Genomic DNA, 24,522 nt, shown 5'->3' with positions numbered 1-24,522 from the left:
GTTCCTAGCGCCGGGTCACCGCGCTTTGCAAGCGCGGCATGGGGGCGGGTCGGTGGAAAAGGCCGGTTTGGCCTTATGCCATGGCCGGATTTGGACCGATGGTGTCAGCGTTCCTTGACATAGGGCTCACCGCCCGCGCGGGGCGGGATGGCGCGGCCGACGAAGCCTGCCAGGATCACCACGGTCAGGATATAGGGCAGGGCGTCCATGAACTGCACCGGCAGGGTGACGGGCCCGAGGTCGATATTCTGGTAGCGCAGGGCGACCGCCTGCAGGAAGCCGAAAAGCAGGCAGGACATCAGCGCGTACCACGGCCGCCACTTGGCGAAGATCAGCGCGGCCAGCGCGATATAGCCGCGCCCGGCGGTCATGTCCTTGATGAACCCGGCCTGCAAGGCGGTGGCCAGGTAGGCGCCCGCGATCCCGCAAAGCAGCCCGCAGATCGCCACGGCGGCATAGCGCAGCCCGATCACCGAGATGCCCGCGGTGTCCACGGCGGCGGGGTTTTCGCCCACGGCGCGCAGGCGCAGGCCGAACCGCGTGCGGTAGAGTATCCACCATGTCGCGGGCACGCAGAGGAAGGCGAAATAGACCGGCAGCGTGTGGCCCGAGATCAGCTCGTGATAGAGGGGCCCGAGGATGGGCACGGTTTGCAGGGTGTCGGCCAGCGGCAGGGTCAGCGGCTCGAACCGGGCCTGCCCGATCAGCGAGGGGGTGCGCCCACCCTGGGAAAACCAGTCCTGCGCGATCAGCACCGTCAGCCCGGCGGCGAGGAAGTTGATCGCCACGCCGGAAATCAGCTGGTTGCCGCGAAAGGTGATCGAGGCCAGACCGTGCAGCGCCGACAGGGCCATCGACGAGGCGATGCCCGCCAGCATCCCCAGCCAGACCGAGCCGGTGACAAAGGCCACGGCGGCGGAAAAGAACGCGGCCATCAGCATCTTGCCCTCAAGCCCGATATCGAAGATGCCCGCGCGTTCGGAAAACAGCCCCGCAAGGCAGGCCAGCAGCAGCGGCGTCGAGAGCCGCACGGTGGAGTCGAGGATCTGCAGGGCGGTGGCGAAATCCATCTGTCAGCCCTCTTTCCGGCGGCGCGACAGGAACAGCCGTTCCAGCGGCATCCGCACCATGTTGTCGAGCGCGCCGGTGAACAGGATCACCAGCGCCTGGATCACCACGATCAGTTCGCGCGGGATATTCGTCCAGAGCGCAAGCTCGGCCCCGCCCTGGTAGAGGAACCCGAACAGCACCGCGGCCATCAGCACGCCCAGCGGGTGACTGCGGCCCATCAGCGCCACGGCGATGCCGATGAAACCGGCGCCTTCGACCGAGTTGAGCACCAGCCGCTCGGCCTCGCCCATGGTGGTGTTGAGCGCCATCAACCCGGCCAGCCCGCCGGAAATCAGCATCGCCACCACGGTGATGCGCGTGGGGCTGATCCCGGCATAGCGGGCGGCGGTTTCCGAATGGCCGAAGGCGCGGATCTCGTATCCCAGCCGCGTGCGCCAGATCAACAGCCAGACCGCAAGGCAGGCCAGCAGTGCGATCACCAGCGTGACATTGGCGGGCGCCGCTTTCGAGAAATTCAGGCCGATGGGGGTCAGCATGTCGTGCAGCGTGGGCAGGTTGGTGGCGGCGGGGAATTTCGCGGTGGCCGGGTCCATCGCGCCCTTGGGGCGCAGCAGGTTGACCAGCATGTAGTTCAGCAGCGCGGCGGCGATGAAGTTGAACATGATCGTGGTGATCACGATATGGCTGCCGCGCCGTGCCTGCAGCACCGCCGGGACACAGGCCCAGGCGGCACCGAAGATCGCCGCGCCCAGCGTGGCCGCGACCAGCGCCAGCGTCCAGTGCGGCAGCGGCAGGTAGAGGCAGACGAGCGCCACGCCCAGCCCGCCCAGCATCGCCTGCCCCTCGCCGCCGATATTGAACATGCGGGCGTGAAAGGCCACCGCCACGGCCAGGCCGGTGAAGATGAAATTCGTCGCGTAGTAAAGCGTGTAACCCCAGCCATAGGTCGAGCCGAGCGCGCCCTTGACCATCAGCGTCACGGCGGCAACCGGGTCTTCGCCGATGCCGATGATGACCAGCGCCGACAGGATCGCGGCCAGCACCAGCGAGATCAGTGGCACCAGCAGCGCGTCGGCCCAGGGCGGCATTCTGTCCATGTCTCAGACCTCCTTGCTGGCGTCGGCGTGTTTTTCGGCCAGTTGCGCCTCGATCCGGGACACGTCGGGCGTGCCTTCCTCGATGATGGCGGCATCCGATATCGTCCAGCCGGACATGTCGCGGGTGTCGTCGCCGCCCAGCCCCGCCATCAGGCAGCCCAGCCCGACCTGCGTGGCGCTGCCGGCGGGGCCTTCGCCCATGATCTGCCCGTCGAACATCACCGCCACGCGGTCGGCCAGCGACAGGATCTCGTCGAGTTCGACCGACACCAGCAGGATCGCCTTGCCCTGGTCGCGGAGCGCGATGATCTGCTTGTGGATGAATTCGATGGCGCCGATATCGACGCCGCGTGTGGGCTGGCCGATCAGCAGCAGGTCGGGGTTGCGGTCGATTTCGCGCGCCACGACGATCTTTTGCTGGTTGCCGCCCGAGAAATTCCGCGCCGCCAGCCGCGGGTTCGGGGGGCGCACGTCGAAGCGATCCATCTGGTCCTGCGCCGCGGCCTCGATCCCGGCATTGTCCATCAGCGGGCCGTTCTGCCAGCGCGGGTCGTGGTGATAGCCGAATACGCTGTTTTCCCAGGCGGAATAGGGCATGATCAGCCCCTCGCGCTGGCGGTCCTCGGGGACGTGGCCGATGCCGCGCGCGCGGCGCGACTGGCCGTCGGAATGCCGCCCGCCCAGGTCGATGGGCTGGCCGTTCATGGTGATGCGGCCGGTGGCCGTGCGCATCCCGCCCAGCACTTCGAGCAGTTCGGACTGGCCGTTGCCCGCCACCCCCGCCAGCCCGAGGATTTCGCCCGCGCGCACGTTCAGCGACACGCCCCGAAGCCGCTGCACCCCGGCGCTGTCGGTGACGGACAGGTTTTCGATTTCGAGGATCGGCGCCCCCGGTTGCGCCGGTGTCTTGTCGACGCGCAGCAGCACCTTGCGGCCGACCATCAGTTCGGCCAGTTCGGTGGGCGAGGTTTCGGCGGTCCTGACGGTGGCGGTCATCTCGCCCCGGCGCATCACGGACACGGTGTCGGTGATCTCCATGATCTCGCGCAGCTTGTGGGTGATCAGGACGATGGTCTTGCCCTCGGCCTTGAGCCGCCCGAGGATGCGGAACAGCTGGTCGGCCTCGGCCGGGGTCAGCACGCCGGTGGGTTCGTCGAGGATCAGGATATCGGCCTGCCGGTAAAGCGCCTTGAGGATTTCCACGCGCTGCTGCTGGCCCACACCGATATCCGCGATCACCGCGTCGGGATCGACGTTGAGCCCGTAATCGCTGGCCAGCGCCTTGAGCTCGGCCCGTGCCGTGGCCAGGCTGGGGCGCAGCAGGCGGCCATCCTCGGCCCCCAGCACGACGTTTTCGAGGACGGTGAAGTTTTCCACCAGCTTGAAATGCTGGAACACCATGCCGATCCCGGCGGCAATCGCGGCCTGGCTGTCGGGTATCTCGGTCTTTTGCCCGCCGATGAAGATCTCGCCCGCGTCGGCCTTGTAGAAGCCGTAGAGGATCGACATCAGCGTGGATTTGCCCGCGCCGTTTTCGCCGATGATGCCATGGATCGTGCCGCGTTCGACAAGGATCGAGATATCCTTGTTGGCCTGCACGGGGCCGAAGGCCTTGGAGATGCCCCTGAGTTCGATCGCCGGTGCGGTGGTCATCGAATGCTCCCTGCCGGTGGCGCCCATCGGCCCTTGCGGGCTTTCCCTGCGGGAAAGGCCCCCGGACGGGGCCGACAGGCGTGCTGGCGGGCCGGGGCGTGCCCGGCCCGCGTCAGGCTCAGAAGGTCAGCGCCGGGCAGCTGTCGTTCTCGTAATAGCTGACCACGTTAATCTCGCCGTCGATGATCTTCTGGCGGGCGTCGTCCACCGCGGCCTTCATCTCGTCGGTGATGAGCGAGGCGTTGTTTTCATCCAGCGCATAGCCCACGCCGTTTTCGGCAAGGCCCAGCGTGAAGACGCCGGTTTCCAGGTCTTCGCCCGCCTTCATCGCCTCATACACGGCGACATCGACGCGCTTGAGCATCGAGGTCAGCACCTTGCCCGGATGCAGGTGGTTCTGGTTGCTGTCCACGCCGATCGACAGGATGCCCTCGTCGGCGGCGGTTTGCAGCACGCCCACGCCGGTGCCCCCGGCCGCGGCATAGACCACGTCGGCGCCCTGGCTGATCTGCGCCTTGGTCAGCTCCGAGCCCTTGACCGGGTCGTTCCACGCCGCGGGGGTGGTGCCGGTCATGTTGGCCACGATGTTGATATCCGGGTTCACCGCCTTCGCACCCTGCGCGTATCCGCAGCCGAAATGGCGAATCAGCGGCACGTCCATGCCGCCGACGAAACCGACCGTGCCGGTTTCCGACGCCATCGCCGCCAGCATCCCCACGAGGTACGAGCCCTCATGCTCGGCAAAGCCGATCTGGCGCACGTTGGGCACGTCGAGCCATGTCACGTCGACCACCGCGAACTTGGTGTCGGGATAGTCGGGCGCCACGGTGCTGAGCGGGTCGGCCATGGCAAAGCCCATCGTGATGACCGGGTTGAACCCGGCCTCGGCAAAGCGGCGCAGGGCCTGTTCGCGCTGGGCCTCGGATTGCAGTTCGATCTCGTTGAAGCTGCCGCCGGTTTCCTCGGCCCAGCGTTGCGCGCCGTTGAACGCCGCCTCGTTGAAGCTTTTGTCGAATTTCCCGCCAAGGTCGAAAATCAGCGCCGGATCGGCCAGAGCGGCACCGGAGGCGAGCGCCACGGACGCGGCGGCGCCGAGAATGGTTTTCATGATTGTCATGTGAATCTCCCAGTTGGTTGAAGGGGCGCGGGGCGCGCGCCCGGTCAGGCGGTTCCGGCCCCGATTAAGGCCGGGACGGGTGCGAAGGGTCAACAGGAATCTCGGCCGCGCCTTGCCCCCGGGGCGGCTGACCAAGGGTCAGCGGGCGGATTGAGTATTTTCCGAACGATGAAGGATCAGGGCAGCGCGCGTGTCAGCAGAAGCGCATCGACAGGGCGCGCGCCGGGGCGGTTGTAATAGCCCGGGCGCAGGCCGGTCCGCGCGTATCCGGCGGCGGCATAGAGCGCGTTCGCGGCTGTATTGTCGGCGGCGACCTCGAGATGGGCCGATGTGGCGCCACGGGCGCGCGCCGCGTCGTGGAAGGCGGTGAGGGTGGCGCGGCCCAGCCCCTGCAGGCGGTGCGCGGGATCGGTGGCGATGGTCAGCAACTCGGCCTCGTCCGCGATGACGCGGCCGAGCGCGAAGGCGCGCGTGTCGCCCACGGCAAAGACATGGGGGCTGTCGAGCAGGCTGGCGAATTCCTGCGCGCTCCACGGTCGCGGGTGGGTGAAGGCAGCGGCGTGGAGCCGGGCCAGCGTTTCAGGCGTCATCGAGGATCACCGGCGGCGTGTCGCGCGCCGGGGCCGCGTCGGCGGCGCGGATATAGAGGGGGGCCGGCGGGGGCGCATCGGGCGGCGCGGTCGCGGCGGCGCGGGCGATGCGCGCGGCCAGGTCCGCCGGGGCGGGGGGAAATGTCAGCCCGGTCCCGGCCTCGGCCAGCGGGATCAGCACCGGGGCGGTGCCGGGCGCGCGCAGGTAGACCTGGTCGCGCGGGGCGGGCACGGCGGCGCGGGCCTGCGGCGCGTCGAGCCGGATCGCGTCGAAACTGCTGACGCCGATGGCGGGGATGCCCAGTGACAGCGCCAGCCCGCGCGCAGCGGCGACCGAGATTCGGATGCCGGTGAAGTTGCCCGGCCCGATGCCCACGCCGATCCGGGCAAGGTCGCGCCAGCCGATACCGGCCCCGGCAAGCAGCTCTTCAAGCAGCGGGAACAGCCGTTCGGCCTGTCCGCGCCCCATCTCTTCGGCGGTTTGTGCCACGATCCGGCCGCCAGACAGCAAAGCGGCGGCGCAATGCGCCGCCGATGTATCGAACCCCAGGACCGGTCGGTCAGACGGCAACGGGCCGCACCTCGGTCACTTCGGGGATGTAGTGGCGCAGCAGGTTCTCGATCCCCATCTTCAGCGTGAGGGTCGAGGACGGGCAGCCGGCGCAGGCCCCCTGCATGTGCAGGTAGACGACGCCGCGATCAAAGCCGTGGAAGGTGATGTCGCCGCCATCCTGCGCGACGGCGGGGCGCACGCGGGTATCCAGCAGTTCCTTGATCTGGCCCACCACCTCGGAATCCGGGCCGTCATGGTCGGCATGGCCCGAGGCGGGCTGTGCCTCGCCCGCCATGACCGGCTGGCCGGACTGGTAATGTTCCATGATCGCGCCCAGGATCGCGGGCTTGATGTGGTCCCATTCCACCGTGTCGCCCTTGGTCACGGTCACGAAATCGGTGCCGAAGAACACGCCGGACACGCCCGCGACCGCGAAGATGCGCTGCGCCAGCGGCGAGGCGGCGGCGGCATCCGCGCCGGGGAAATCCGCGGTGCCGGTTTCCAGCACCGACTGGCCGGGCAGGAATTTCAGCGTGGCGGGGTTCGGGGTGGATTCGGTTTGAATGAACATAGGATTTGCACCTTTTGCCGGGATGCCCCCGATATGCGCCCGGCGGGGCCCGGAGTCAAGGTTTGGAATGATTCTAATCCGGGTGCGCCGCCCCGGTCAGGTGATCGCTTCCAGCCGTTCCTTGGACAGGTCGCCCGGCACGATGGTGATCGGAACCGGCAGCGAGCCGGCGTTCCGGCTGAGCTGGCTGACCAGCGGGCCGGGGCCTTTCTTGTCGGTGCCCGCGCCCAGCACCAGCACGCCGATTTCGGGGTCTTCGCGGATCTGGGCAAGGATCTCGTTCACCGGCTCGCCCTCGCGGATCACCAGGTTCGGGTCGACGTTCTGCTTGTCGCGCATCCATTTGGCGAACACCTCGAAATGGGCGTGGATGCGTTCGCGGGCCTCTTCGCGCATGATGTCGCCGACGCCGATCCAGTGGTTGAATTCCTCGGGCGGGATGACCGACAGGATCTCGACCCCGCCGCCGGATTTCGCGGCGCGCATCGCCGCGAACCGCATCGCGTTGAGGCATTCGCGGCTGTCATCCAGAACGACCATGAACTTGCGCATCGTTGGCGGCCCTCCCCTGAGCTTGGGCGATCATGGCGCAGCGACAGGCGCGTGGCAACAGCATGCGCGCCGCGATACGTTCCCTGCTTCATCTTGCCTCAAATACTCAGGGGGGTGAGGGCCGGTTCGCGCGATAGCGCGATGAAACGTCCGGTGGACGTTTCAAGGCCCGAACGGGCGGAGCCCAAGAGGCGGCAGCGCCGCCTTGCCCGGGCGGCGCGATCACGCCGCGCTGTGCGCCCAGTCCCAGTACAGCTCGCGCACGCGGCGGGCGACGGGGCCGGCCTGGTACCGGGTGTCCTCGAAGGCGGTGACCGGCGTCACCTTGTTCATGTTGCCCGACAGGAACACCTCGTCCGCGGTCAGGAAATCGTCGAAGCCCAGCACGCATTCGTGCACTTTCATGCCGTCGCCGCGCATGTTCACCATGTGGCGGGCGCGGGTGATGCCGGCAAGGAAGGTGCCGTTGGCGATGGGGGTGAACACCTCGCCGTCGCGCACCATGAAGACGTTGGCGGTGGCGCTTTCGGCGACGTTGCCCAGCGCGTCGGCCACCAGCGCGTTGCCGAAGCCGCGGCTGCGCACCTCGCGCAGCATCCGCGCGTTGTTGGGGTATAGGCAGCCCGCCTTGGCGTTTACCACCGCGCTTTCCAGCACGGGGCGGCGGAACTGCGTACGGCCCAGCGTGGTGGTGGCGGTGTCGGGGGCCATCGGGATTTCCTCGAGGCAGATGGCAAAGCCGGTCTTGTCCTCGCCGGGCACGATGGCGGTCACGTCGCCGTCGATGCCCCAGTACATCGGGCGGATATAGACCGCCGCGTCCCTGGGATAGGCGGCCAGCCCGTCCCACACGATCCGTACCATGTCATCGGCCGAAACGGTGGGCGTCAGCCCCAGCGCGCGGGCCGAGCGGTTGACGCGGGCGCAATGGGCGTCGAGGTCGGGCGCCAGCCCGTTCACGAAACGCGCGCCGTCGAATACGCCCGAGCCCAGCCATGCGCCGTGATCGGCGGCGCGGATGATCATGGCGTCGCCTTCGTGCCAGGTGCCTTCGAAATAGGTGCGGATATTGGTGCCGGCTGCCATCGTCGTCATTCCCTTGTCAGTGTCGGCGCGGACTGTATCAGGCGGGCCGGGCTAGTAAAGCGGTTCGACGTAGACGGTTTCGCCCGCCACGGTCAGGCCCTTGATCGCCGCCGTGCCGTCGGGGGCCAGCGCCAGGATCACGCCCAGCTTGTCGTCGCGGCGGAACTGCTCCAGCTCTTTTGCGCGCAGCTTTGGCGCGAAATAGCGGTTCACCGGATAGCGCAGCACGTAGGCTCCGCTGTAATCGCCGGACAGGTCGCCGCGCAGCAGCGGCCCGCCGGGCGTGTCGGGCCGGGTGGCGTGCAGGCGGGTGGGTTGCCAGAAATCGCCCTCGCCCGGTGCAAGCTCGATCCAGACGGGTTGTCCGGTCACCGGCTCGCCCAGGGTTTCGACGCTGTCGTGCGGGATCTGCGAAATCTCAAGCCGCAGGGTCACGTAATGGCCGCGGAAGATGTCGCGCGGGTCGATGAAGCCGGTTTCCAGCCGCACCTCCTGCCCGTTGCGCAGAAGGGTGTTGCGCTCGACCACCATGTTGCCGACGGCGGCGGTCTGGACCAGCGCGGCCAGCAGCGCGGCGGGCAGGATCAGCTTGCGCGACAGCCGGATCATGGCCGTGCCCACCGCCGCAAAAGCCGGGGCCCGGCCAGCGCGCCGGCCAGCAGCAAAAGCCCGGCGCCGAAGTAGAAGCCGGCGGTGCCCATCAGGCTGCCCAGCGTTTCGGCATAGACGATCAGCAGCATCACCACGAAGCCGCTGATCCCCAGCACCCGCAGCCTGCGCAGCGACAGCCGCCAGCCCATGCGCGCGATCCACAGGAACAGGCCGAGGGTGAAGGCCGCGGTCAGCCACGGGCTCCACTGCCCGGTGAAGATGGCCGAGAACAGCGTGGCCGCGATCGCGGTGACCCACAGGTCATAGCGCGTGTCGACCCCCTGCATGTAACCCCAGAGCGCCGCGACAAGGCAGGCGACCGGGGCCGCGAACAGCACCGGGTGGCCCACCGGCGCGCTGTCGTCGCGCAGGATGAAATCGGCGCCCGCGAGGTGCAGCAGCACCGTCAGCCCCGCCGCCATCGCCAGCGCATAGAACAGCGCCGCGCCTTCGAAGCCGCGCAGCCAGCGGTTCGACGCCGCCGAGATCAGCATGAGCGATACGGCCACCAGCGCGCCGCCCACCGCCAGCATGGCGGGCAGCCGGATGAGATCGGCCTGCACCAGCGAGATCGAGATCCAGCCCAGCAGCGCCAGCGCCGAGACATGGCCGCAGAAGCGGCTGGGCAGCAGCACGGCCAGCAGCGCGCCCGCCGCCCACCAGCCCAGGTAGATCAGGTTGACGGTGGCGAAATCGCGTTCCAGAGACAGGGTGAACCACAGGAAGAACAGCCCCGTCGCCAGCGCCAGCGGCATCGCCGCACGCATCAGCGCCGCGGCGATCAGCGTGCCCACCGCCCAGAGCCAGACGGCATCCACCGGCTCGCCCTGGATGTGGTAGATCTGCGCCACCAGCATGATCGCGGCGCCGAACAGCGCGCAGGCCAGCAGGCCCAGCCCCTCGTACCACCAGGGCGAGCCGCGCCACCCGGCCCAGACCGTGCCGGCCCAGGCCGCCCAGAGCGTGCCGGCGACAAGGCCCAGCTTGCCCGGGCGCGGAATCCCGTTCCAGTTGGCGGCAACGAAGGTGATGGCGGCCAGCCCCAGGCAGATGACCCCGAAGGCGATGATGAGCGCGCGGAAATCCCAGTCGCCGCCCTGCGCGGCGATATCCGATTGCAGCGCCTGCGCCTCGCCCCGGCGCAGCAGGCCGCGGGCGGTCCAGTCCTCGACCGCCTCGGACAGCAGGGTCTTTCGGTTTTTCCAGTGCATCCGGGCGTTTCCTTGCAGGGATGCAGACCAGAAAACACCCTGAACGTGCACAGGGCAAGCCCGGTTATCGCCGAAAAACCCCCGGCGCAGGGGCTGCACCGGGGGCGATACTGCTGAAATGTTCGGTTACGGGGGCGCAAACGCGCCCGCGACGGTGATATGCAGCCGGGCGGGATAGTGGGGACAGGCACCGGCCTATGCGGGCTTTTCAGCCACGGCCAAACGCTAGGGGCGCCACGAATCGATTCCGTGACGCCCCCGTGACAGATTGATGACAGCGGGTTTCAGCCGCGGATCATGCCCACGATGTCATAGGTGTCGCGCAGGATCGGCGCGGCGATGGCGCGGGCGCGGGCGGCGCCTTCGGCAAGGATGCGGTCGATCTCGGCCGGGTCCTGCATCAGCCGGCCCATTTCCTGCGAGATCGGCGCCAGCCTGTCCACCGCAAGGTCGACGAGCGCGGGCTTGAACTCGGAAAACTGCCTGCCGCCCATGTCCGCCAGCACCGCCTGGGGCGTGGTTTCGGCCAGCGCGGCGTAGATCCGCACGAGGTTGCGCGCCTCGGGCCGGTCGTCGAGCCCGTCCATGGTTTCCGGCAGCGGCTCGGGGTCGGTTTTGGCCTTGCGGATCTTTTTGGCGATGGCGTCGGCGTCGTCGGTCATGTTGATGCGGCTCATGTCCGAGGGGTCGGATTTCGACATCTTCTTGGACCCGTCGCGCAGGCTCATGACGCGGGTGGCGGCACCTTCGATCACCGGCTCGGTCATCGGAAAGAAATCGGTGCCGTAATCGTTGTTGAACTTGGCGGCGATGTCGCGCGTCAGCTCGACATGCTGTTTCTGGTCCTCGCCCACCGGCACGTGGGTGGCGTGGTAGATCAGGATGTCGGCGGCCATCAGCGAGGGGTAGGCGAACAGCCCGAGCGAGGCCTTTTCGGCGTTCTTGCCGGCCTTGTCCTTCCACTGGGTCATGCGGTTCATCCAGCCCATCCGCGCGACGCAGTTGAAGATCCAGGCCAGTTGCGCGTGTTCGGCGACCTGGCTCTGGTTGAAGAGGATGGATTTCGACGGATCGAGCCCGGCGGCAAGGTAGCCCGCGGCCAGCTCGCGCGTCTGCCGGCGCAGCGCGTCGGGGTCTTGCCAGACGGTGATGGCGTGCATGTCGACGACGCAATAGATCGTCTCGATCCCCTGTTCCTGCATGTCCACGAAGCGCTTGATCGCGCCGAGGTAATTGCCCAGCGTCAGCCCGCCCGAGGGCTGGATGCCGGAAAATACCCGCGGTTTGAATTTCGCATTCGCGCCTGTCTGCGTCTCGATCGCCTCCGACATGGCCGGTCTCCGTCTGGATTTATGGGTGCGGGTGGCTTACCCATGCCCCACAGGAGCGTCAAGCAGAGGTCCGCGATGCAGAACCCGAATATCAGCCCGCTGAACCCGTTGCCGCCGGTGGTTACCGCGCTGTTCCTTGCGATCATGGGGATCGAGGCTGCGTTTTCGCTGGGCGCCTACGGGTTGGCCGGCGGCGCGCAGGCGGTGGGCTGGCGCGTGGCGGCGATACAGGATTACGGGTTTTCGTCGGACGTGTTCCGCTGGATGCTGGAAAACGGCCGCTACCCGCCCGAACACCTGATGCGGTTCGTAACCTATGCCTTCGTGCACGGCACGTTCACCCATGCGCTGTTCGTGGGCGTGATGCTGCTGGCGATGGGCAAGTTCGTGGGCGAGGTGCTGGCGCAATGGGCGATCCTGGCGGTATTCGTCGCCGGCACGCTGGCCGGTGCGCTGGCGCATGGGCTGTTCATCCAGTCGCAGCCCTGGCTGGTGGGCGGGTTTCCCGGCGTTTACGGGCTGATCGGGGCGTTCACCTATCTTCTGTATGTGCGGCTGGTCAGCAAGGGATCAGGCGGCGGGCGCGCCTTTGCGCTGATCGGGTTCCTGATGGGGATCAAGCTGCTGTTCGGGCTGCTGTTCGGGGCCGATGCCACCTGGCTGGCCGATCTGGCGGGGTTTGCCGCGGGCTTTGCCGTGACGATCGTGCTGGCGCCGGGCGGCTGGGCGCGGCTGCGCGCGCGGTTGCGGCACGAGTGATCCTAGAACAGTGCATCCGGCAGCAGCGGCAGGCGGCGGGAAAAGCGGCGGTTGCGGGCCTCGGGGTAGGGCATGACGAACCCTTCGCGGTCGGCCGGGCCGCGCGCGGCGTTTTCCCGCGCGGCCGCGTTCCACAGGCTTGCGGCGCGCGGATCGGCCCCGTCGGGCAGCCAGCCGCGTAACCATTTCGCCGCAAGGTCGCGGCGCAGCCCGTCGATCCGGCCGCCATCGGTGAACAGTACCGAGGCTTCGGTATCCCACAGCATCGAGCGGCCGTTCAGGTTGGCCGAGCCGACGATGCCGAACCGGTCGTCCACCAGCGTGACCTTGGCGTGCAGGTAGACGATGCCCGCCCCGGCGACGGGTTTGCCGTTCTGGTCCGGCGTGGCGGGGCGCGGCTGCACCGGCGAGATCACCGCCAGCCTGTCGCCGAAGGCGGCGCGCAGCATCGACAGGCATTCGATCTGCAACGCCTGTGCGTGGCGCGCATCAAGGCCGTCGTCGCCGCCGAAGATCACCCTTTCGGGTTCGGTCGGCAGGACGAGGATCAGTTGCAGGCCGGGTGCCCGCGCGGCGGCCCGCGCCAGCGAACGGGCCAGCGGTTTGTGCCGCAGGAACTGGGTTTCGATATAGATGCTGTCGCGCGCGCTGGCGAAGGCGGCAAGGTGGAGCTGCTCATGCTCGCGGATATCCGGCACCGGGCCGAAACGCAGCGCGCCCGCCGCCGGGCGCGACCGTGTGCGCAGCAGGCGCGGCCCGCCGCTGCGGCGTTGCGGCGGGGTATCGTCCATCCGCGCGGGGGTGTCGGCAAAGCTTTGCGCCGGCACGTTCAGGGCGTCGTTCCAGCAGGCGCCGAAATGGGCGCGGATATCGGCGGCGATGCGGCCGGTCACATGGAGGCTGATATCGTGCCAGGTGTCTTCGGGGTCGCGCCGGTGATCGGGATCGTCCCAGCGGCGCGGGTTCACGTCCAGCCCGCCGATCACCGCCGCCCGACCGTCGGCCACCAGGAATTTCTGGTGCAGCGAGACCGGGCGCACCGTCCAGCGCCCGCCCAGCGCGGCCTGTTGCGGGGCGGTGGGCGCGTGCTGCCGTTGCAGGTCGTGCAGCCGGGCGCTGATCTGTCCCGACAGCACGCGTTTCCAGAACGGCCCCACCTCCTGCCCGTGCCAGGCCACCAGGACCTGCGCGTCGCAGTCCGGCACCTGTTGCAGGGTTTCGCACAGCGCCTGCGCGCTGGCCCAGGCGTCGTGGTGCAGGTCGGCGGCAAAGACCGGGTCGAAATCGGCCATCAGCAGGCGCAGCCGCACGCCCTGCGCGACCTTGTGCGCCAGCAGGTCGGCCCAGTTGTTCAGCCCGGCATCGCGCGCCGCGTCGCTGTGCAGCGGGGTGCGCGCATCGAAGATGCGGAACGAGGCCAGCACCTCGTCGCGTGCATCCAGAACGACCTTTTCCATCTCGGGAAAGGCCTGGGCCGCGGTGATGAGCGGTGTCAGGGTTTCGGGTCTGGTCATGGGCCGGCGATCCGGGCTGTTGCGCGAAGGGTCAGCATAGCGCGGGTGCCGGCCCGCGTCAGTCCCCGCGGCGCAGGGTCCGGCGGAAATCCGACAATCGCAGCGCGCCGATCGCCTGCGCGATGGTGAAATAGCTGACGATCCCCGCCGCGATCAGCCCGACCAGCGCCAGGTAGCGCCAGCCCGGCGTGCCGAGGAACGGACCGAGCACCAGCATGGCACCCCACAGCACCACCCCCATCAGGGCGCTGGCCAGCACGATCCGCCACAGCCGGTCGCGGAACCGGTCGTCGAAGCGCGCGACCTCGCCCATCGGCCTTGTGCCGCGCCACAGCATCGTTGTCTGCACCCAGGCGGCGGCGGAGGCGGCGATGGCCGCGGCGATCCAGCCGATGACGAAGGACAGCCCGATGGCCAGCACCGCGTTCACCACCATCGCCACGACGGCGTAGCGGAACGGCGTGCGCGTATCCTCGCGCGCGAAGAACAGCGGTTGCAGCACCTTCTGCATCACGAAGGCGGGCAGGCCCAGCCCGTAGATCGCCACCGCCACGGCAATGGCGGCGCTGTCGTCGCTGGTGGTGCGGCCGCGTTCGTACAGCACCGAGACCAGCGGCAGCGGGATCACCATCAGCGCCACCGCCGCCGGAAGGGTCAGCGCCAGGCTGACCTCGCCCGCGCGGCTGAGCGCGTTGCGCGACCCGGCGGCATCGCCCGCTTTCAGGTGCCGCGACAGGCTGGGCAGCAGCACGATCCCCACGGCGATGCCCACCACGCCCAGCGGCAACTGGTAAAGCCGGTCGGCGGCATAAAGCCAGCTGAGCGCGTTGGGCGTGTTCGAGGCCACGAGCTGCCCCACCAGCAGGTTGATCTGCAACACGCCCGAGGCCAGTGCGGCGGGGACCGCGACGACGATCATGTGCTTCATGTCCGGGGTCCAGCGCGGGCGGCCCGGCACGATCGAAACCCCGGCGCGCGCGGCGGCCTGCCAGACAAGTATGAGCTGCGCCACGCCCGATACCGGGATCGCCCAGAGCAGCCACCCGATCACCGGCCCGCCCGTCCGTGCGCCCGCCACCATCGCCACGATCACGAAGATGTTGAGCACCAGCGGCGCCGCCGCCGCCACCGCGAACCGCCCGGTCGCGTTCAGCACGCCGGAAAACAGCGCCGCCAGCGACATGAACAGGATGTAGGGAAACACGATTCGCCCGTATCCCACGGTCAGGTCGAACCGGTCGTCGCCCACGAACCCCTCGGCCGTGGCCCAGACCAGCGCGGGCATGAAGATCATGGCAAGACCGGTCAGGATCAGCACGACGAATCCCAGCCCGTTGAACGCGTCGCGGGCGAATTGCTGCGCGTCCTCGTCGCCTTCGTATTTCTTGGAAAACATCGGCACGAAGGCCGCGTTGAACGCACCCTCGGCAAAGAAGCGGCGGAACATGTTGGGCAGCCGGAACGCGGCGACGAAGGCATCCATCACCGGGCCGGGGCCGATATAGGCCAGGATCAGCACCTCGCGCACGAAGCCGAGGATGCGGCTCATCAGCGTCCAGAAGCCGACGGTGAGAAAGCCGCGCATCAGGCGGATGGGTTTCATGGCGTGGCTGCCCTTTTGCGTTCCTTGCCCATGCGTGGCTTAGCGGATCGCGGGGGACGGGAACAGGTGTTTTTGCTGGGGAGGGGCGGTGCCCCTTCGTGGGCCTTTGGCCCTTCGGGAGTGTCGGGAGTTACCGGATTTGTCCGGGCAGGCAGCGCCCGGGGGGTGGCCATGTGGGACGATGCGGGCATTTCAGTGATGCACCCGCCCGGAACAGCCGCGCAAGCGGCCCGGGCATCGCACGGCCGCCCCCCGGCCGGGCGATTGGCTGCCGCAGGCACTTCACTTTGAGGGAGGATGTGGCTGCACGATAAATTGCCAGCCACAAATGTCGGGTCGCCCGACCGCGGCCGTGCGATGCCCTTCTGTCGCGTTCAACCGGAAATGCCCTGACCATCGACACGGAGATACGGAGTGTGGCGCAGTCCTTATTGCCCCGAAACCGCCCTTTGCGCGCCAGCCTCGATCGCTTCACGGAGTTTCTTTTCAAGGGTTTTCTGCTTGGCGGGGGCGTGGAACTTCAGGCCGAACATGTCCTTGACATAGAAGGTATCGACCACCTGCTCGCCATAGGTCGCGATCACCGCCGAGGCGATATAGACGTTGTTGTTGGCCAGCGTGCGCGTCAGGTCGAACAGCAGGCCGGGGCGGTCGCGGGTGTCGACCTCGATGATGGTGTAGATCTCGGACCCCTCGTTGTCGAAGGTGATCGAGGTGGGCACGCGGAAGGCGCGTTCGCGTTTCTTGATCTTGTCGCGGCTTCGGATCGCCTCGGTGGCCTTGATCTCGCCCTTCAGCGTCTTGTGGATCATCTGGCGCAGGCGCGGCAGGCGTTCCTCTTCGTAGGGAGAGCCGTCGCCGTCCTGTATCCAGAACACCGCCGTGGCATAGCCGTCCTTGGAGGTATAGGTGCGCGCATCGACCACGTTGGCGCCGACCAGCGCCAGCGCACCGGCCAGCCGCGAGAAGATGCCGGGATGGTCGGCCAGCGCGAAACAGGCGCGGGTGGCGTCGCGGTCGTCGTCGACGGACAGGTCGATGGCAATCTCGTTGTCGGGCAGGTCGCGCAGCAGGTTGGCAAAGACCACCTGCGTCGCGGTGTCGAGCCCCTGCCAGTAGGGCGGGTAGTGCCGGGCGGTTTCCGCCTTGAGCGCGGCGGCGTCCCAACCGGCCAGCGCGTCGCGCAGGGCGCGGCGGGCCTGCGAGCCGCGGTTCTCGCGGTTGACCTCTTCCAGACCGTGTTTCAGCGCGCGGGCGGTTTCGCGGTGCAGCTGGCGCAGCAACATCGCCTTCCAGTTGTTCCAGGTGTGGGGGCCGACGCCGCGGATGTCGCAGGCGGTCAGCACGGTCAGCAGGTCGAGCCGCTTGCGCGTCTTCACCGCCTTGGCAAAATCGCGCAGGGTGCGGGGATCGCTGAGGTCGCGTTTCTGCGCCATGTCCGACATCAGCAGGTGATAGCGCACCAGCCATTCCACCGTGTCGCATTCGCTGCGGTTCAGCCCCAGACGCGGCGCCACCTTGCGCGCGATCTGCGCGCCGAGCACCGAATGATCCTCGTCCCGGCCCTTGCCGATATCGTGCAGCAGCAGCGCGATATAGAGCACGCGGCGATTGACGCCGTCCTTCAGGATGCCGCTGGCGACCGGCAGTTCCTCCTGCAGCTCGCCATGTTCGATCTGGGACAGCACGCGGATGCACTGGATCGTGTGCTCGTCGACCGTGTAGCTGTGATACATGTTGAACTGCATCATTGCCACCACGGGCGCGAATTCGGGGATGAAGGCCGCAAGCACGCCCAGCTCGTTCATCCGCCGCAGCGCGCGTTCGGGGTTGCCGTGCTTCAGCAGCAGGTCGAGGAAGATGCGCCGCGCCTCCTTGTCGGTGCGCATCTCGTCGTCGATCAGGTGCAGGTTCGCCTTGACCAGCCGCATCGCGTCCGGGTGGATCAGCATTCCCGTGCGCAACCCTTCCTCGAACAGCCGCAGCAGGTTGAGCTTGTCGGACAGGAACGCCGCGTCGTCGGTGATGGCCAGGCGGCCATGCACCACCTCGTATCCGGGCTTGACCTTGCGGCGGCGGCGGAAGATGCGTTCGAGCAGCGGCGCGCTTTTGGTGTGGGTCGCTTCGAGCTTGGTCAGGAAGATGCGGGTCAGGTCGCCCACGGCGGTGGCCTGGCGGAAATAGTCCTGCATGAAATGTTCCACCGCGCGGCGCCCGCCCTTGTCCTCATAGCCCATGCGCGCCGCGACCTCGACCTGCAGGTCGAATGTCAGCTGGTCGGACGGGCGGCGGGTGATCAGGTGCAGGTGGCAGCGCACCGCCCAGAGGAAATTTTCGGCGTCGGTGAAGGTCTGGAATTCCTCGGGGCGAAAGACCTTGAGCGTGACCAGCTCCTCGACCTTCTGCACGCGGTGGACGTATTTCGCGATCCAGTAGAGCGTCTGCAGGTCGCGCAGGCCGCCCTTGCCTTCCTTCACGTTGGGCTCGACCACGTAGCGTTCGCCCTGCTTCTGGTGCCGGGTGTCGCGCTCGGCCAGCTTGGCCTCGATGAAATCCGAGGCCGAACCGGAAAACAGTTCGTCCCACAGCCGCTTGTCCAGGTCGCGCGCCAGTTGCGCGTCGCCGCCCAGCCAGCGATGTTCCAGCAGCGCGGTGCGGATGGTGAAATCGTCGCTGCCCAGGCGGATGCAATCGCGGATCGTACGGCTGGAATGGCCGACCTTGAGTCGCAGATCCCACAGGATGTAGAGCATGCTTTCGATGACGCTTTCGGCCCAGGGCGTAATCTTGTGCGGGGTCAGGAACAGCAGGTCGACATCCGATTGCGGCGCCATCTCGCCGCGGCCGTAGCCACCGACGGCGAACAGCGCCAGGCGCTCGCCCCGGGTGGGGGTCGACAGCGGGTGCAGCACGTCCATCGACAGGTGCAGGGTGCAGGTTATGATGCAGTCGGTCAGCCAGCTGTAGGCGCGCACGGTGGGGCGGGCCGCGAAGGGCTGTTCGGCCAGCCCGGCGGCGATCGCCTCGCGCCCGTCCTTCAGCGCGGCCAGCAGCACCGGCACCACGGCGGGGCGCACCGCCTCGGGGGCGGTGCCGTCCAGCGCGGCGGCCAGTGCGCGCATCACCCGCGGCGCGTCGAAGATCGCCTCGGGCGCGCAGATCAGATCACCCGCGGGGGCGGGCAGGACATCCGGTGAAAACGGCAGGGCCGGCTCAGAGGCCCGCGCCGCCGAATGCTCTTGGGGCAGGGTCAATCACAACCACCTGTCTGTTGCGGATCGTGGCGACGGCAAGGCCGCGTTCGTTGGTGCCGTCGGGGCGCAGGCGGAAGATGCCGCCGGTGCCCTGGAACCCCGCGGCCTGGGTCAGCGCCGTGCCGCTGAGCGCGTTCGACTGGCCGTTCTTCACCAGCGCGCCGATGGCCGCGATCCCGTCATAGGCCAGCCCGCCGATCGGGTGGGGCGCAGTGCCGTTCGCCGCCTGGTAGCGGCTGCGGAAGGTCGCGGAAATCTGCGGGTCGGGAATCGCGAACCAGCCGTCCTGCACCCCCGGCAGGTCCATCGTCTGCGGCGGGATGTCCCAGCGCGACAGGCCGATATACTGCGTCGTGTCGGGGCCCAGGCCGGCCTCGGGCAGCATCTGGCTGAGCAGCGGCAGCGCGCCGGCCGAATTCGCCGTCATGAACAGCGCATCCGCCGCGTTGGCGCGCGCGGTCGACACGATCTGCGACACCGCACTGACGACGCCCTGCTGCGAGAACTCGTGCGAGACCGTGCCGGCCAGCGTCGCACCCGAGGCGGCGATCGCCTGCTGGATCGCCTGGTTGCCGAGCTGGCCCGCCACGTCGTTGGAATGCACGACGAGGATGCGCGATTTGCCCTGCGCGGTGGCATAGTTCACCAGCCGGCTGGCGGTGTTGCGGAAGGTCGGCCCCAGCACCCAGAGATTGCCGCCGGCGATCGTGGTGTTGTTGGAAAAGGACAGCACGTTCACGTTGCGCGGGGCCACGGCCACCGCGACGGCATTGGCGGATTCGGCATAGACCGGCCCGAGGATGATCTTGGCCCCGTCGCCGACCGCCTGCCGCGCCGATTGCTCGGCCTGCGCGGCATTGCCGGCGGTGCTGTAGACGCGCAGGTCGATCTCTACGCCGTCGAGATCCGCGATGGCCAGCCGCGCGGCGTTCTCCAGCGATTGCGCCAGGACGTCGTCGCCCGGATTGCCGCTGCCGCGCGGCACCAGCAGCGCCACCGGCACCGCGGCCCCGGGGTCGACCCGCGGCCCGCCGCCCGGTGCGACGGTCTGGCAGGCGGCAAGCGCAAGGATCGAAAACAGCGCGGCGAGGCGCCACAGCACCTTGCGGGCGGGTGTCAAAACAGCAAACATGAAAGGCAAAGCTCCCTCGGTCTGGGCGGCGTCGGGGCCGCCATCGTGTCGGGGCGATAATAAACGCCACGGGGGATGGGTCCAGTGCAGAATTGGGAACGGCGGGAACTTGCACCGGGGCTCTACCTGATCGCGACGCCGCTGGGCAACGCGCGCGATATCACGTTAAGGGCGCTGGACCTGCTTGCCTCGGCCGATGCGCTGGCGGCCGAGGACACCCGCAGCCTGCGCAAGCTGATGGAGATTCACGGCGTGCCGCTGGGCGACCGGCCGATGGTTGCCTATCACGAACATAACGGCGCCAGGATGCGCCCGAAGATCCTGCGCTGGCTGGCGGAAGGGCGCGCGGTGGTCTATGCCTCGGAAGCCGGAACGCCACTGGTCGCCGACCCCGGTTTCGACCTGGTGCGCGCCGCGCGCGAGGCGGACGCGGCGGTGACCGCGGCGCCCGGCCCGGTGGCGGCGATCACCGCGCTCAGCATCGCCGGGCTGCCCACCGACAGGTTTCTGTTCGAGGGCTTCCTGCCCAGCAGCAAGGGGCAGCGGAAAACCGCCCTGATGGCCCTGCGCGACGTGCCCGCGACGCTGGTTTTCTACGAATCGCCCAAGCGGGTGGCGGCGATGCTGCGCGATGCGGCCGAGGTTCTGGGCCCGGCGCGTGCGGCGCGGCTCTGCCGGGAGCTGACCAAGAAATTCGAGGAGGTGCGCGCCGGCACGCTGGCGGAACTGGCCGCAAGCTGCGCCGACGATCCGCCGCGGGGCGAAATCGTGGTGCTGATAGACCGTGCGCATTCGCCAAACGTTAAGGATGAGGACGTAGAACAGTTGCTGCGCCGGGCGCTTTCGGAGCACTCTGTCAGGGATGCGGCGGATGCGGTCAGCGCCGAAACCGGCCTGCCGCGGCGCAAGATCTACCAGATGGCCCTGAAACTGGAGCGAGACAGAGAATGACACGGCATTTCGATCCGCAGGCCGCAATCGCAACCCCCGTCGCCGCCCGGCAACGGCGCGGCAAACGGGCCTGGCTGGCCGGGGCCGCGGCCGAGGACAGCGTGGCGCACAGATACACGCAGGCCGGTGCGCGGCTGCTGGCGAAACGCTGGCGCGGCAAGGGCGGCGAACTCGACCTGATCCTGCGCGACGAAACCGGGCTGGTCTTTGTCGAGGTGAAATCGGCGGGCAGTTTCGACCGGGCGATCGCCGCCCTGTCGCGCCGCCAGATCGGGCGTATCTGCACCGCCGCACAGGAATTCGCGGGCACACAGCCCGACGGGTTGCTTTCGGACATGCGGTTCGACCTGGCGATGGTCGACGGGCAGGGCCGTATCGAGGTTCTGGAAAACGCGTTCGGCGAATTCTGATTTGCCTCTGCCGCGCCCTTGCGCCATGTAGGACATGCCGCAACCGGAGCGAGGCCCATGAAAATCGCCTTTCAGATGGACCCGATCGGTCCGATCGACATCAACGCCGACAGCACCTTCCGCATCGCCGAAGAGGCGCAGAAACGCGGGCATGAGCTGTTTTACTACACGCCCGACAACCTCGCCTACCAGGAAGGGCGGGTCACCGCGCGGGGCTGGCCGCTGACGGTGCGGCGCGAGGTGGGCGATCATTTCAGCCTCGGCGACGAGGCCGAGGTGGACCTGTCGGAGTTCGACGTGGTCTGGCTGCGCCAGGACCCGCCTTTCGACATGTTCTATATCACCACCACGCATCTGTTGCAGCGCATTCACCCGAAAACGCTGGTGGTGAACGATCCGTTCTGGGTGCGCAATTACCCCGAAAAGCTGCTGGTGCTGGATTTCCCCGACCTCACCCCGCCGACCACCATCGCGCGCGATCTGGACACCATCCGCCGGTTCAAGGACCGGCATGGCGACGTGATCCTCAAGCCGCTTTACGGCAACGGCGGCGCCGGTGTGTTTCGCCTGACCGAGACCGACCGCAACCTCGCCTCGCTGCACGAGCTGTTCACCGGCTTTTCGCGCGAGCCGCTGATCGTGCAGAAATACCTGCCCGCCGTCAGCAACGGCGACAAGCGCGTGATCCTTGTCGATGGCGAGCCGGTGGGTGCGATCAACCGCGTGCCCGCCGCTGGCGAGACGCGATCGAACATGCATGTGGGCGGCCGGCCCGAAAAGATCGGGCTGAGCGCGCGCGACCGCGAGATCTGCGACCGGATCGGCCCGCTGCTGCGCGAAAAGGGGCAGGTCTTCGTCGGGATCGACGTGATCGGCGACTACCTGACCGAGATCAACGTGACCTCGCCCACCGGCATCCAGGAGCTTGAGCGGTTCGACGGAACCAACGTGGCCGAAAAGATCTGGGAGGCGATCGAGGCCCGCCGCGCATGAGCCTGCGGATGCGCCTTGTCGCGGGCACGATGCGCCCGATGGCGCGCGCGATCAGTGCCCGCGCGCAGGACCCCCGGCGGGTGCGGCTGTATCTCAAGCGGACGGCGCGGTTCTTTTTCCGCGAGGTGCCTTTCGCGCTGTACCGCCCGGCCGGTTATGCCGCCGGCGGCGGCCGGATGCGCCGCGCGCTCTGGGTGTCGGCGCGGGCGCGGCCGGTGCCGGGCAAGGTGCTGCTTTACCTGCACGGGGGCGGATACCTTGCGGGCAGCCCGCGCACGCATAAGCGCCTGGTCGCGCGGCTGTGCCGGATGAGCGGGCTGCGCGCCTTCGTTCCGGCCTATGCGCTGGCGCCCGAGCATCCCGTGCCCGCACAATTGGCGGATGCCGGGGCCGCGCATGCGCATCTTCTGGCGATGGGATATGCCCCCGGCGATATCGTGCTGGGCGGCGACAGCGCGGGCGGCGGCATGGCGCTGGCCCTGCTGGCGCAGCTTTGCCGGCGCGGGCAGGCACCGGCGGCCGTTTTCGCCTGGTCGCCGTTCTGCGACCAGACATTCTCGGGCGAGTCGGTGCGCGAGAATGCAGGCCGCGATCACTTTTTTCCCGCCGGGCGGGTGCATGAGCTGGCGCGGATGATCCTGGGCGACACGCCCGCCGACGATCCGCGCGCCTCGCCCCTGTTCGCCGATTTCCCCGGGTGCCCGCCGGTTCTGCTGCAGGTGTCCGGCTCCGAGATCCTGCGCGATGACGCGGTGCGCATGGCGGACAGGCTGCGCGCGGCGGGGGCCGAGGTGCGGCTGGAGGTCTGGGACGACGCCCCGCATGTCTGGCATATCTTCGACGGCTGGTTCCCCGAGGCGCGTCAGGCGATCGGCCAGACCGCCGGTTTCATCCGCCACCACCTTGGCCTGCCATCGCCAGGCGATAGCTGACCGCCTCGGCCACATGGGGGTGGCGCACCGTGTCGCTGGCGTCGAGATCGGCGATGGTGCGCGCCACCCGAAGCACCCGGTGAAAGCCGCGGGCCGACAGGCCGAACCGTTCGGCCACGCGGATCAGCAGCGCCCGCCCCTCGGCATCGGGTGTTGCAATCTCTTCCAGCGCGCTGCCTTCCAGGTCGGCATTCAGCCCGCCGCGGGCCATTTGCCGGTCGCGCGCCGCCGCGACGCGGGTGGCGACCTGCGCCGATCCGTCGCCCGATGGCGGCAGGTCGAGATCGGTGAAGCCCACCGGCGGCACCTCGACCCGCAGGTCGAACCGGTCCATCAGCGGCCCCGAGATGCGGCCCATATATTCCTCGCCACAAACCGGGGCGCGTGCGCAGGCGCGGCCCGGATCGGAGAGGTAGCCGCATTTGCAGGGATTGGCAGCGGCGATCAGCATGAAGCGGCAGGGGTATTTCACATGGGCATTGGCGCGGGCGATCATGACCTCGCCGGTTTCGATCGGCTGTCGCAGGGTTTCCAGGACGGTGCGGGGGAATTCGGGAAACTCGTCCATGAACAGCACGCCGTTATGCGCCAGGCTGATTTCCCCCGGACCGGCCCGCCGCCCGCCGCCGACGATGGCCGCCATCGAGGCGGTGTGGTGCGGTTCGCGGAAGGGCCGCGTGCGGTTAATGCCGCCCGCGTCCAGCAGTCCGGCCAGCGAATGCACCATCGAGGTTTCCAGCGCCTCGGCGGCGGTCAGCGGCGGCAGGATGCCGGGGATGCGCGCGGCCAGCATGGATTTGCCCGATCCGGGTGTGCCCACCATCATCAGGTGATGGCGCCCGGCGGCGGCGATTTCCAGCGCGCGCTTGGCCCGTTCCTGGCCTTTGACGTCGCGCAGGCAGCGGGTGCCGGTATCGTCCAGCACTTCGCCCGGGTCTGCCGGGGGCAGGGGCGACTGGCCGGTATAGTGGCGCACCACATCCGCCAGCGTCGGCGCCGCGATCACCTGCGCCGCCCCGACCCAGGCCGCCTCGGCCCCCGAGGCGGCGGGGCAGAGCAGCACACGCCCCTCTTCGGCGGCGGCCATCGCGGCGGGCAGCGCGCCCACCACGGGGACAAGCGCGCCGTCGAGCGACAGCTCGCCCAGCGCGGTGGTGCCTTCGGCGGCGTCGGCGGGGATGATTTCCAGCGCGGCCAGCAGGGCCAGCGCGATGGGCAGGTCGAAATGGCTGCCCTCCTTGGGCAGGTCGGCGGGCGACAGGTTGACGGTGATCCGCTTCGACGGCAGCGCGATGGCCAGCGCGTTCAGCGCGGTGCGCACGCGGTCGCGGGCCTCGCTTACCGCCTTGTCGGGCAGGCCGACCACGGAAAAGGCGGGCAGGCCGGGTGTGACGGCGCATTGCACCTCGACCGTGCGGGCGCTTACCCCTTCGAAGGCCACCGTATAGGCCCGTGCCACCATCCCCGCATACGCTCCGCATCAAGGTTAAC

22 protein-coding genes are annotated in these 24,522 nt (G+C 68.5%); 5 read left to right on the top strand and 17 right to left on the bottom strand.

Translation table 11 applies throughout. The features are described 5' to 3' along the window. Positions 1–104: 104 nt before the first annotated feature. The 12 genes from F3H87_RS12020 to trpS all read right to left on the bottom strand — a co-directional run bounded on the left by F3H87_RS12020 (position 105) and on the right by trpS (position 11,483). Positions 105–1,070 carry an ABC transporter permease gene (locus F3H87_RS12020; RefSeq protein WP_149788488.1) on the bottom strand — a complete coding sequence of 322 codons (966 nt, stop codon included), beginning with the start codon at positions 1,068–1,070 and terminating at the stop codon, positions 105–107. Between the two features lie 3 nt (positions 1,071–1,073). Next, entirely contained in the window at positions 1,074–2,168 is a 1,095-nt protein-coding gene (locus F3H87_RS12015) for an ABC transporter permease (RefSeq protein WP_149788489.1), read from the bottom strand. Positions 2,169–2,171: 3 nt separating this feature from the next. Further along, a complete protein-coding gene (locus tag F3H87_RS12010; protein WP_149788490.1) occupies positions 2,172–3,821 on the bottom strand; it encodes an ABC transporter ATP-binding protein in 1,650 nt (549 codons plus the stop codon). A 118-nt stretch (positions 3,822–3,939) separates the two neighbouring features. After that, positions 3,940–4,938: a BMP family lipoprotein gene (locus F3H87_RS12005; protein WP_149788491.1), complete on the bottom strand. Its 999-nt coding sequence runs from the start codon at positions 4,936–4,938 to the stop codon at positions 3,940–3,942. 176 nt (positions 4,939–5,114) lie between these two features. Continuing rightward, positions 5,115–5,528, bottom strand: coding sequence for a GNAT family N-acetyltransferase (locus tag F3H87_RS12000; RefSeq protein WP_149788492.1), 414 nt, complete (start codon positions 5,526–5,528; stop codon positions 5,115–5,117). Then, a complete protein-coding gene (gene tsaB, locus F3H87_RS11995) occupies positions 5,518–6,099 on the bottom strand; it encodes a tRNA (adenosine(37)-N6)-threonylcarbamoyltransferase complex dimerization subunit type 1 TsaB (protein WP_149788493.1) in 582 nt (193 codons plus the stop codon). Before tsaB ends, F3H87_RS12000 begins: the two co-directional genes overlap by 11 nt. Then, positions 6,089–6,652: a NifU family protein gene (locus tag F3H87_RS11990; protein WP_149788494.1), complete on the bottom strand. Its 564-nt coding sequence runs from the start codon at positions 6,650–6,652 to the stop codon at positions 6,089–6,091. Before F3H87_RS11990 ends, tsaB begins: the two co-directional genes overlap by 11 nt. 96 nt (positions 6,653–6,748) lie before the next feature. Continuing rightward, on the bottom strand, positions 6,749–7,204 hold the full coding sequence (locus tag F3H87_RS11985; RefSeq protein ID WP_149788495.1) for a universal stress protein: 456 nt from the start codon (positions 7,202–7,204) through the stop codon (positions 6,749–6,751). A gap of 222 nt (positions 7,205–7,426) precedes the next feature. Next, positions 7,427–8,290 carry a branched-chain amino acid aminotransferase gene (locus F3H87_RS11980; RefSeq protein WP_149788603.1) on the bottom strand — a complete coding sequence of 288 codons (864 nt, stop codon included), beginning with the start codon at positions 8,288–8,290 and terminating at the stop codon, positions 7,427–7,429. A 51-nt stretch (positions 8,291–8,341) separates the two neighbouring features. Continuing rightward, complete coding sequence (locus F3H87_RS11975; protein WP_149788496.1) at positions 8,342–8,899, bottom strand: GDYXXLXY domain-containing protein; 558 nt, start codon at positions 8,897–8,899, stop codon at positions 8,342–8,344. After that, positions 8,896–10,152 carry a DUF2157 domain-containing protein gene (locus tag F3H87_RS11970; protein WP_149788497.1) on the bottom strand — a complete coding sequence of 419 codons (1,257 nt, stop codon included), beginning with the start codon at positions 10,150–10,152 and terminating at the stop codon, positions 8,896–8,898. Before F3H87_RS11970 ends, F3H87_RS11975 begins: the two co-directional genes overlap by 4 nt. A gap of 284 nt (positions 10,153–10,436) precedes the next feature. Further along, positions 10,437–11,483, bottom strand: coding sequence for a tryptophan--tRNA ligase (trpS, locus tag F3H87_RS11965; protein ID WP_149788498.1), 1,047 nt, complete (start codon positions 11,481–11,483; stop codon positions 10,437–10,439). A gap of 75 nt (positions 11,484–11,558) precedes the next feature. Between trpS and F3H87_RS11960 the strand changes: the two genes are divergently transcribed. After that, positions 11,559–12,242 (top strand): rhomboid family intramembrane serine protease, encoded by a 684-nt coding sequence (locus F3H87_RS11960; RefSeq protein ID WP_149788499.1) that lies wholly within the window; start codon positions 11,559–11,561, stop codon positions 12,240–12,242. 2 nt (positions 12,243–12,244) lie between these two features. Here F3H87_RS11960 and F3H87_RS11955 read toward each other — a convergent pair whose 3' ends face one another. The 4 genes from F3H87_RS11955 to F3H87_RS11940 form a co-directional block, all read right to left on the bottom strand. After that, positions 12,245–13,756: a phospholipase D family protein gene (locus F3H87_RS11955; RefSeq protein WP_149788500.1), complete on the bottom strand. Its 1,512-nt coding sequence runs from the start codon at positions 13,754–13,756 to the stop codon at positions 12,245–12,247. A 58-nt stretch (positions 13,757–13,814) separates the two neighbouring features. Further along, positions 13,815–15,359, bottom strand: a complete 1,545-nt coding sequence (gene murJ, locus F3H87_RS11950; RefSeq protein ID WP_149788501.1) for a murein biosynthesis integral membrane protein MurJ — start codon at positions 15,357–15,359, stop codon at positions 13,815–13,817. Between the two features lie 428 nt (positions 15,360–15,787). Beyond that, positions 15,788–18,613, bottom strand: coding sequence for a [protein-PII] uridylyltransferase (locus F3H87_RS11945; protein WP_149788502.1), 2,826 nt, complete (start codon positions 18,611–18,613; stop codon positions 15,788–15,790). Next, a complete protein-coding gene (locus tag F3H87_RS11940; RefSeq protein ID WP_149788503.1) occupies positions 18,573–19,745 on the bottom strand; it encodes a penicillin-binding protein activator in 1,173 nt (390 codons plus the stop codon). The genes F3H87_RS11945 and F3H87_RS11940 overlap by 41 nt, the downstream gene beginning before the upstream one ends. Before the next feature lie 75 nt (positions 19,746–19,820). Between F3H87_RS11940 and rsmI the strand changes: the two genes are divergently transcribed. The 4 genes from rsmI to F3H87_RS11920 are packed head-to-tail and all read left to right on the top strand — an operon-like array spanning position 19,821 to position 23,031. Then, positions 19,821–20,696, top strand: coding sequence for a 16S rRNA (cytidine(1402)-2'-O)-methyltransferase (gene rsmI / locus F3H87_RS11935; RefSeq protein WP_149788504.1), 876 nt, complete (start codon positions 19,821–19,823; stop codon positions 20,694–20,696). Continuing rightward, on the top strand, positions 20,693–21,106 hold the full coding sequence (locus F3H87_RS11930; protein WP_149788505.1) for a YraN family protein: 414 nt from the start codon (positions 20,693–20,695) through the stop codon (positions 21,104–21,106). Before rsmI ends, F3H87_RS11930 begins: the two co-directional genes overlap by 4 nt. Before the next feature lie 57 nt (positions 21,107–21,163). Then, entirely contained in the window at positions 21,164–22,099 is a 936-nt protein-coding gene (gene gshB, locus F3H87_RS11925) for a glutathione synthase (RefSeq protein WP_149788506.1), read from the top strand. Continuing rightward, a complete protein-coding gene (locus F3H87_RS11920) occupies positions 22,096–23,031 on the top strand; it encodes an alpha/beta hydrolase (RefSeq protein ID WP_223228050.1) in 936 nt (311 codons plus the stop codon). The genes gshB and F3H87_RS11920 overlap by 4 nt, the downstream gene beginning before the upstream one ends. On the opposite strand, the gene F3H87_RS11915 is transcribed toward F3H87_RS11920, so the two are convergent. Further along, on the bottom strand, positions 22,988–24,493 hold the full coding sequence (locus F3H87_RS11915) for a YifB family Mg chelatase-like AAA ATPase (RefSeq protein ID WP_149788507.1): 1,506 nt from the start codon (positions 24,491–24,493) through the stop codon (positions 22,988–22,990). The genes F3H87_RS11920 and F3H87_RS11915 overlap by 44 nt on opposite strands. Positions 24,494–24,522: the final 29 nt, after the last annotated feature.

It is taken from the genome of Lutimaribacter pacificus, from assembly GCF_900142185.1.
Taxonomy (GTDB): domain Bacteria; phylum Pseudomonadota; class Alphaproteobacteria; order Rhodobacterales; family Rhodobacteraceae; genus Lutimaribacter; species Lutimaribacter pacificus.
The sequence above is the reverse complement of the archived record's forward strand: the minus strand, read 5'-3'. Positions and strand labels throughout refer to the sequence as shown.

Bases quoted from the DNA above. Each gene is read 5' to 3' on its own strand.
- F3H87_RS11990 (WP_149788494.1), bottom strand. From the start codon at position 6,652: ATGTTCATTCAAACCGAATCCACCCCGAACCCCGCCACGCTGAAATTC.
- F3H87_RS12020 (WP_149788488.1), bottom strand. From the start codon at position 1,070: ATGGATTTCGCCACCGCCCTGCAGATCCTCGACTCCACCGTGCGGCTC.
- F3H87_RS11920 (WP_223228050.1), top strand. From the start codon at position 22,096: ATGAGCCTGCGGATGCGCCTTGTCGCGGGCACGATGCGCCCGATGGCG.
- F3H87_RS11940 (WP_149788503.1), bottom strand. From the start codon at position 19,745: ATGTTTGCTGTTTTGACACCCGCCCGCAAGGTGCTGTGGCGCCTCGCC.
- F3H87_RS12000 (WP_149788492.1), bottom strand. From the start codon at position 5,528: ATGACGCCTGAAACGCTGGCCCGGCTCCACGCCGCTGCCTTCACCCAC.
- F3H87_RS12015 (WP_149788489.1), bottom strand. From the start codon at position 2,168: ATGGACAGAATGCCGCCCTGGGCCGACGCGCTGCTGGTGCCACTGATC.
- F3H87_RS11975 (WP_149788496.1), bottom strand. From the start codon at position 8,899: ATGATCCGGCTGTCGCGCAAGCTGATCCTGCCCGCCGCGCTGCTGGCC.
- F3H87_RS11915 (WP_149788507.1), bottom strand. From the start codon at position 24,493: ATGGTGGCACGGGCCTATACGGTGGCCTTCGAAGGGGTAAGCGCCCGC.
- F3H87_RS11955 (WP_149788500.1), bottom strand. From the start codon at position 13,756: ATGACCAGACCCGAAACCCTGACACCGCTCATCACCGCGGCCCAGGCC.
- gshB (WP_149788506.1), top strand. From the start codon at position 21,164: ATGAAAATCGCCTTTCAGATGGACCCGATCGGTCCGATCGACATCAAC.
- F3H87_RS11980 (WP_149788603.1), bottom strand. From the start codon at position 8,290: ATGGCAGCCGGCACCAATATCCGCACCTATTTCGAAGGCACCTGGCAC.
- F3H87_RS12005 (WP_149788491.1), bottom strand. From the start codon at position 4,938: ATGACAATCATGAAAACCATTCTCGGCGCCGCCGCGTCCGTGGCGCTC.
- F3H87_RS11970 (WP_149788497.1), bottom strand. From the start codon at position 10,152: ATGCACTGGAAAAACCGAAAGACCCTGCTGTCCGAGGCGGTCGAGGAC.
- rsmI (WP_149788504.1), top strand. From the start codon at position 19,821: ATGGGTCCAGTGCAGAATTGGGAACGGCGGGAACTTGCACCGGGGCTC.
- F3H87_RS11960 (WP_149788499.1), top strand. From the start codon at position 11,559: ATGCAGAACCCGAATATCAGCCCGCTGAACCCGTTGCCGCCGGTGGTT.
- F3H87_RS11985 (WP_149788495.1), bottom strand. From the start codon at position 7,204: ATGCGCAAGTTCATGGTCGTTCTGGATGACAGCCGCGAATGCCTCAAC.
- trpS (WP_149788498.1), bottom strand. From the start codon at position 11,483: ATGTCGGAGGCGATCGAGACGCAGACAGGCGCGAATGCGAAATTCAAA.
- F3H87_RS12010 (WP_149788490.1), bottom strand. From the start codon at position 3,821: ATGACCACCGCACCGGCGATCGAACTCAGGGGCATCTCCAAGGCCTTC.
- F3H87_RS11930 (WP_149788505.1), top strand. From the start codon at position 20,693: ATGACACGGCATTTCGATCCGCAGGCCGCAATCGCAACCCCCGTCGCC.
- murJ (WP_149788501.1), bottom strand. From the start codon at position 15,359: ATGAAACCCATCCGCCTGATGCGCGGCTTTCTCACCGTCGGCTTCTGG.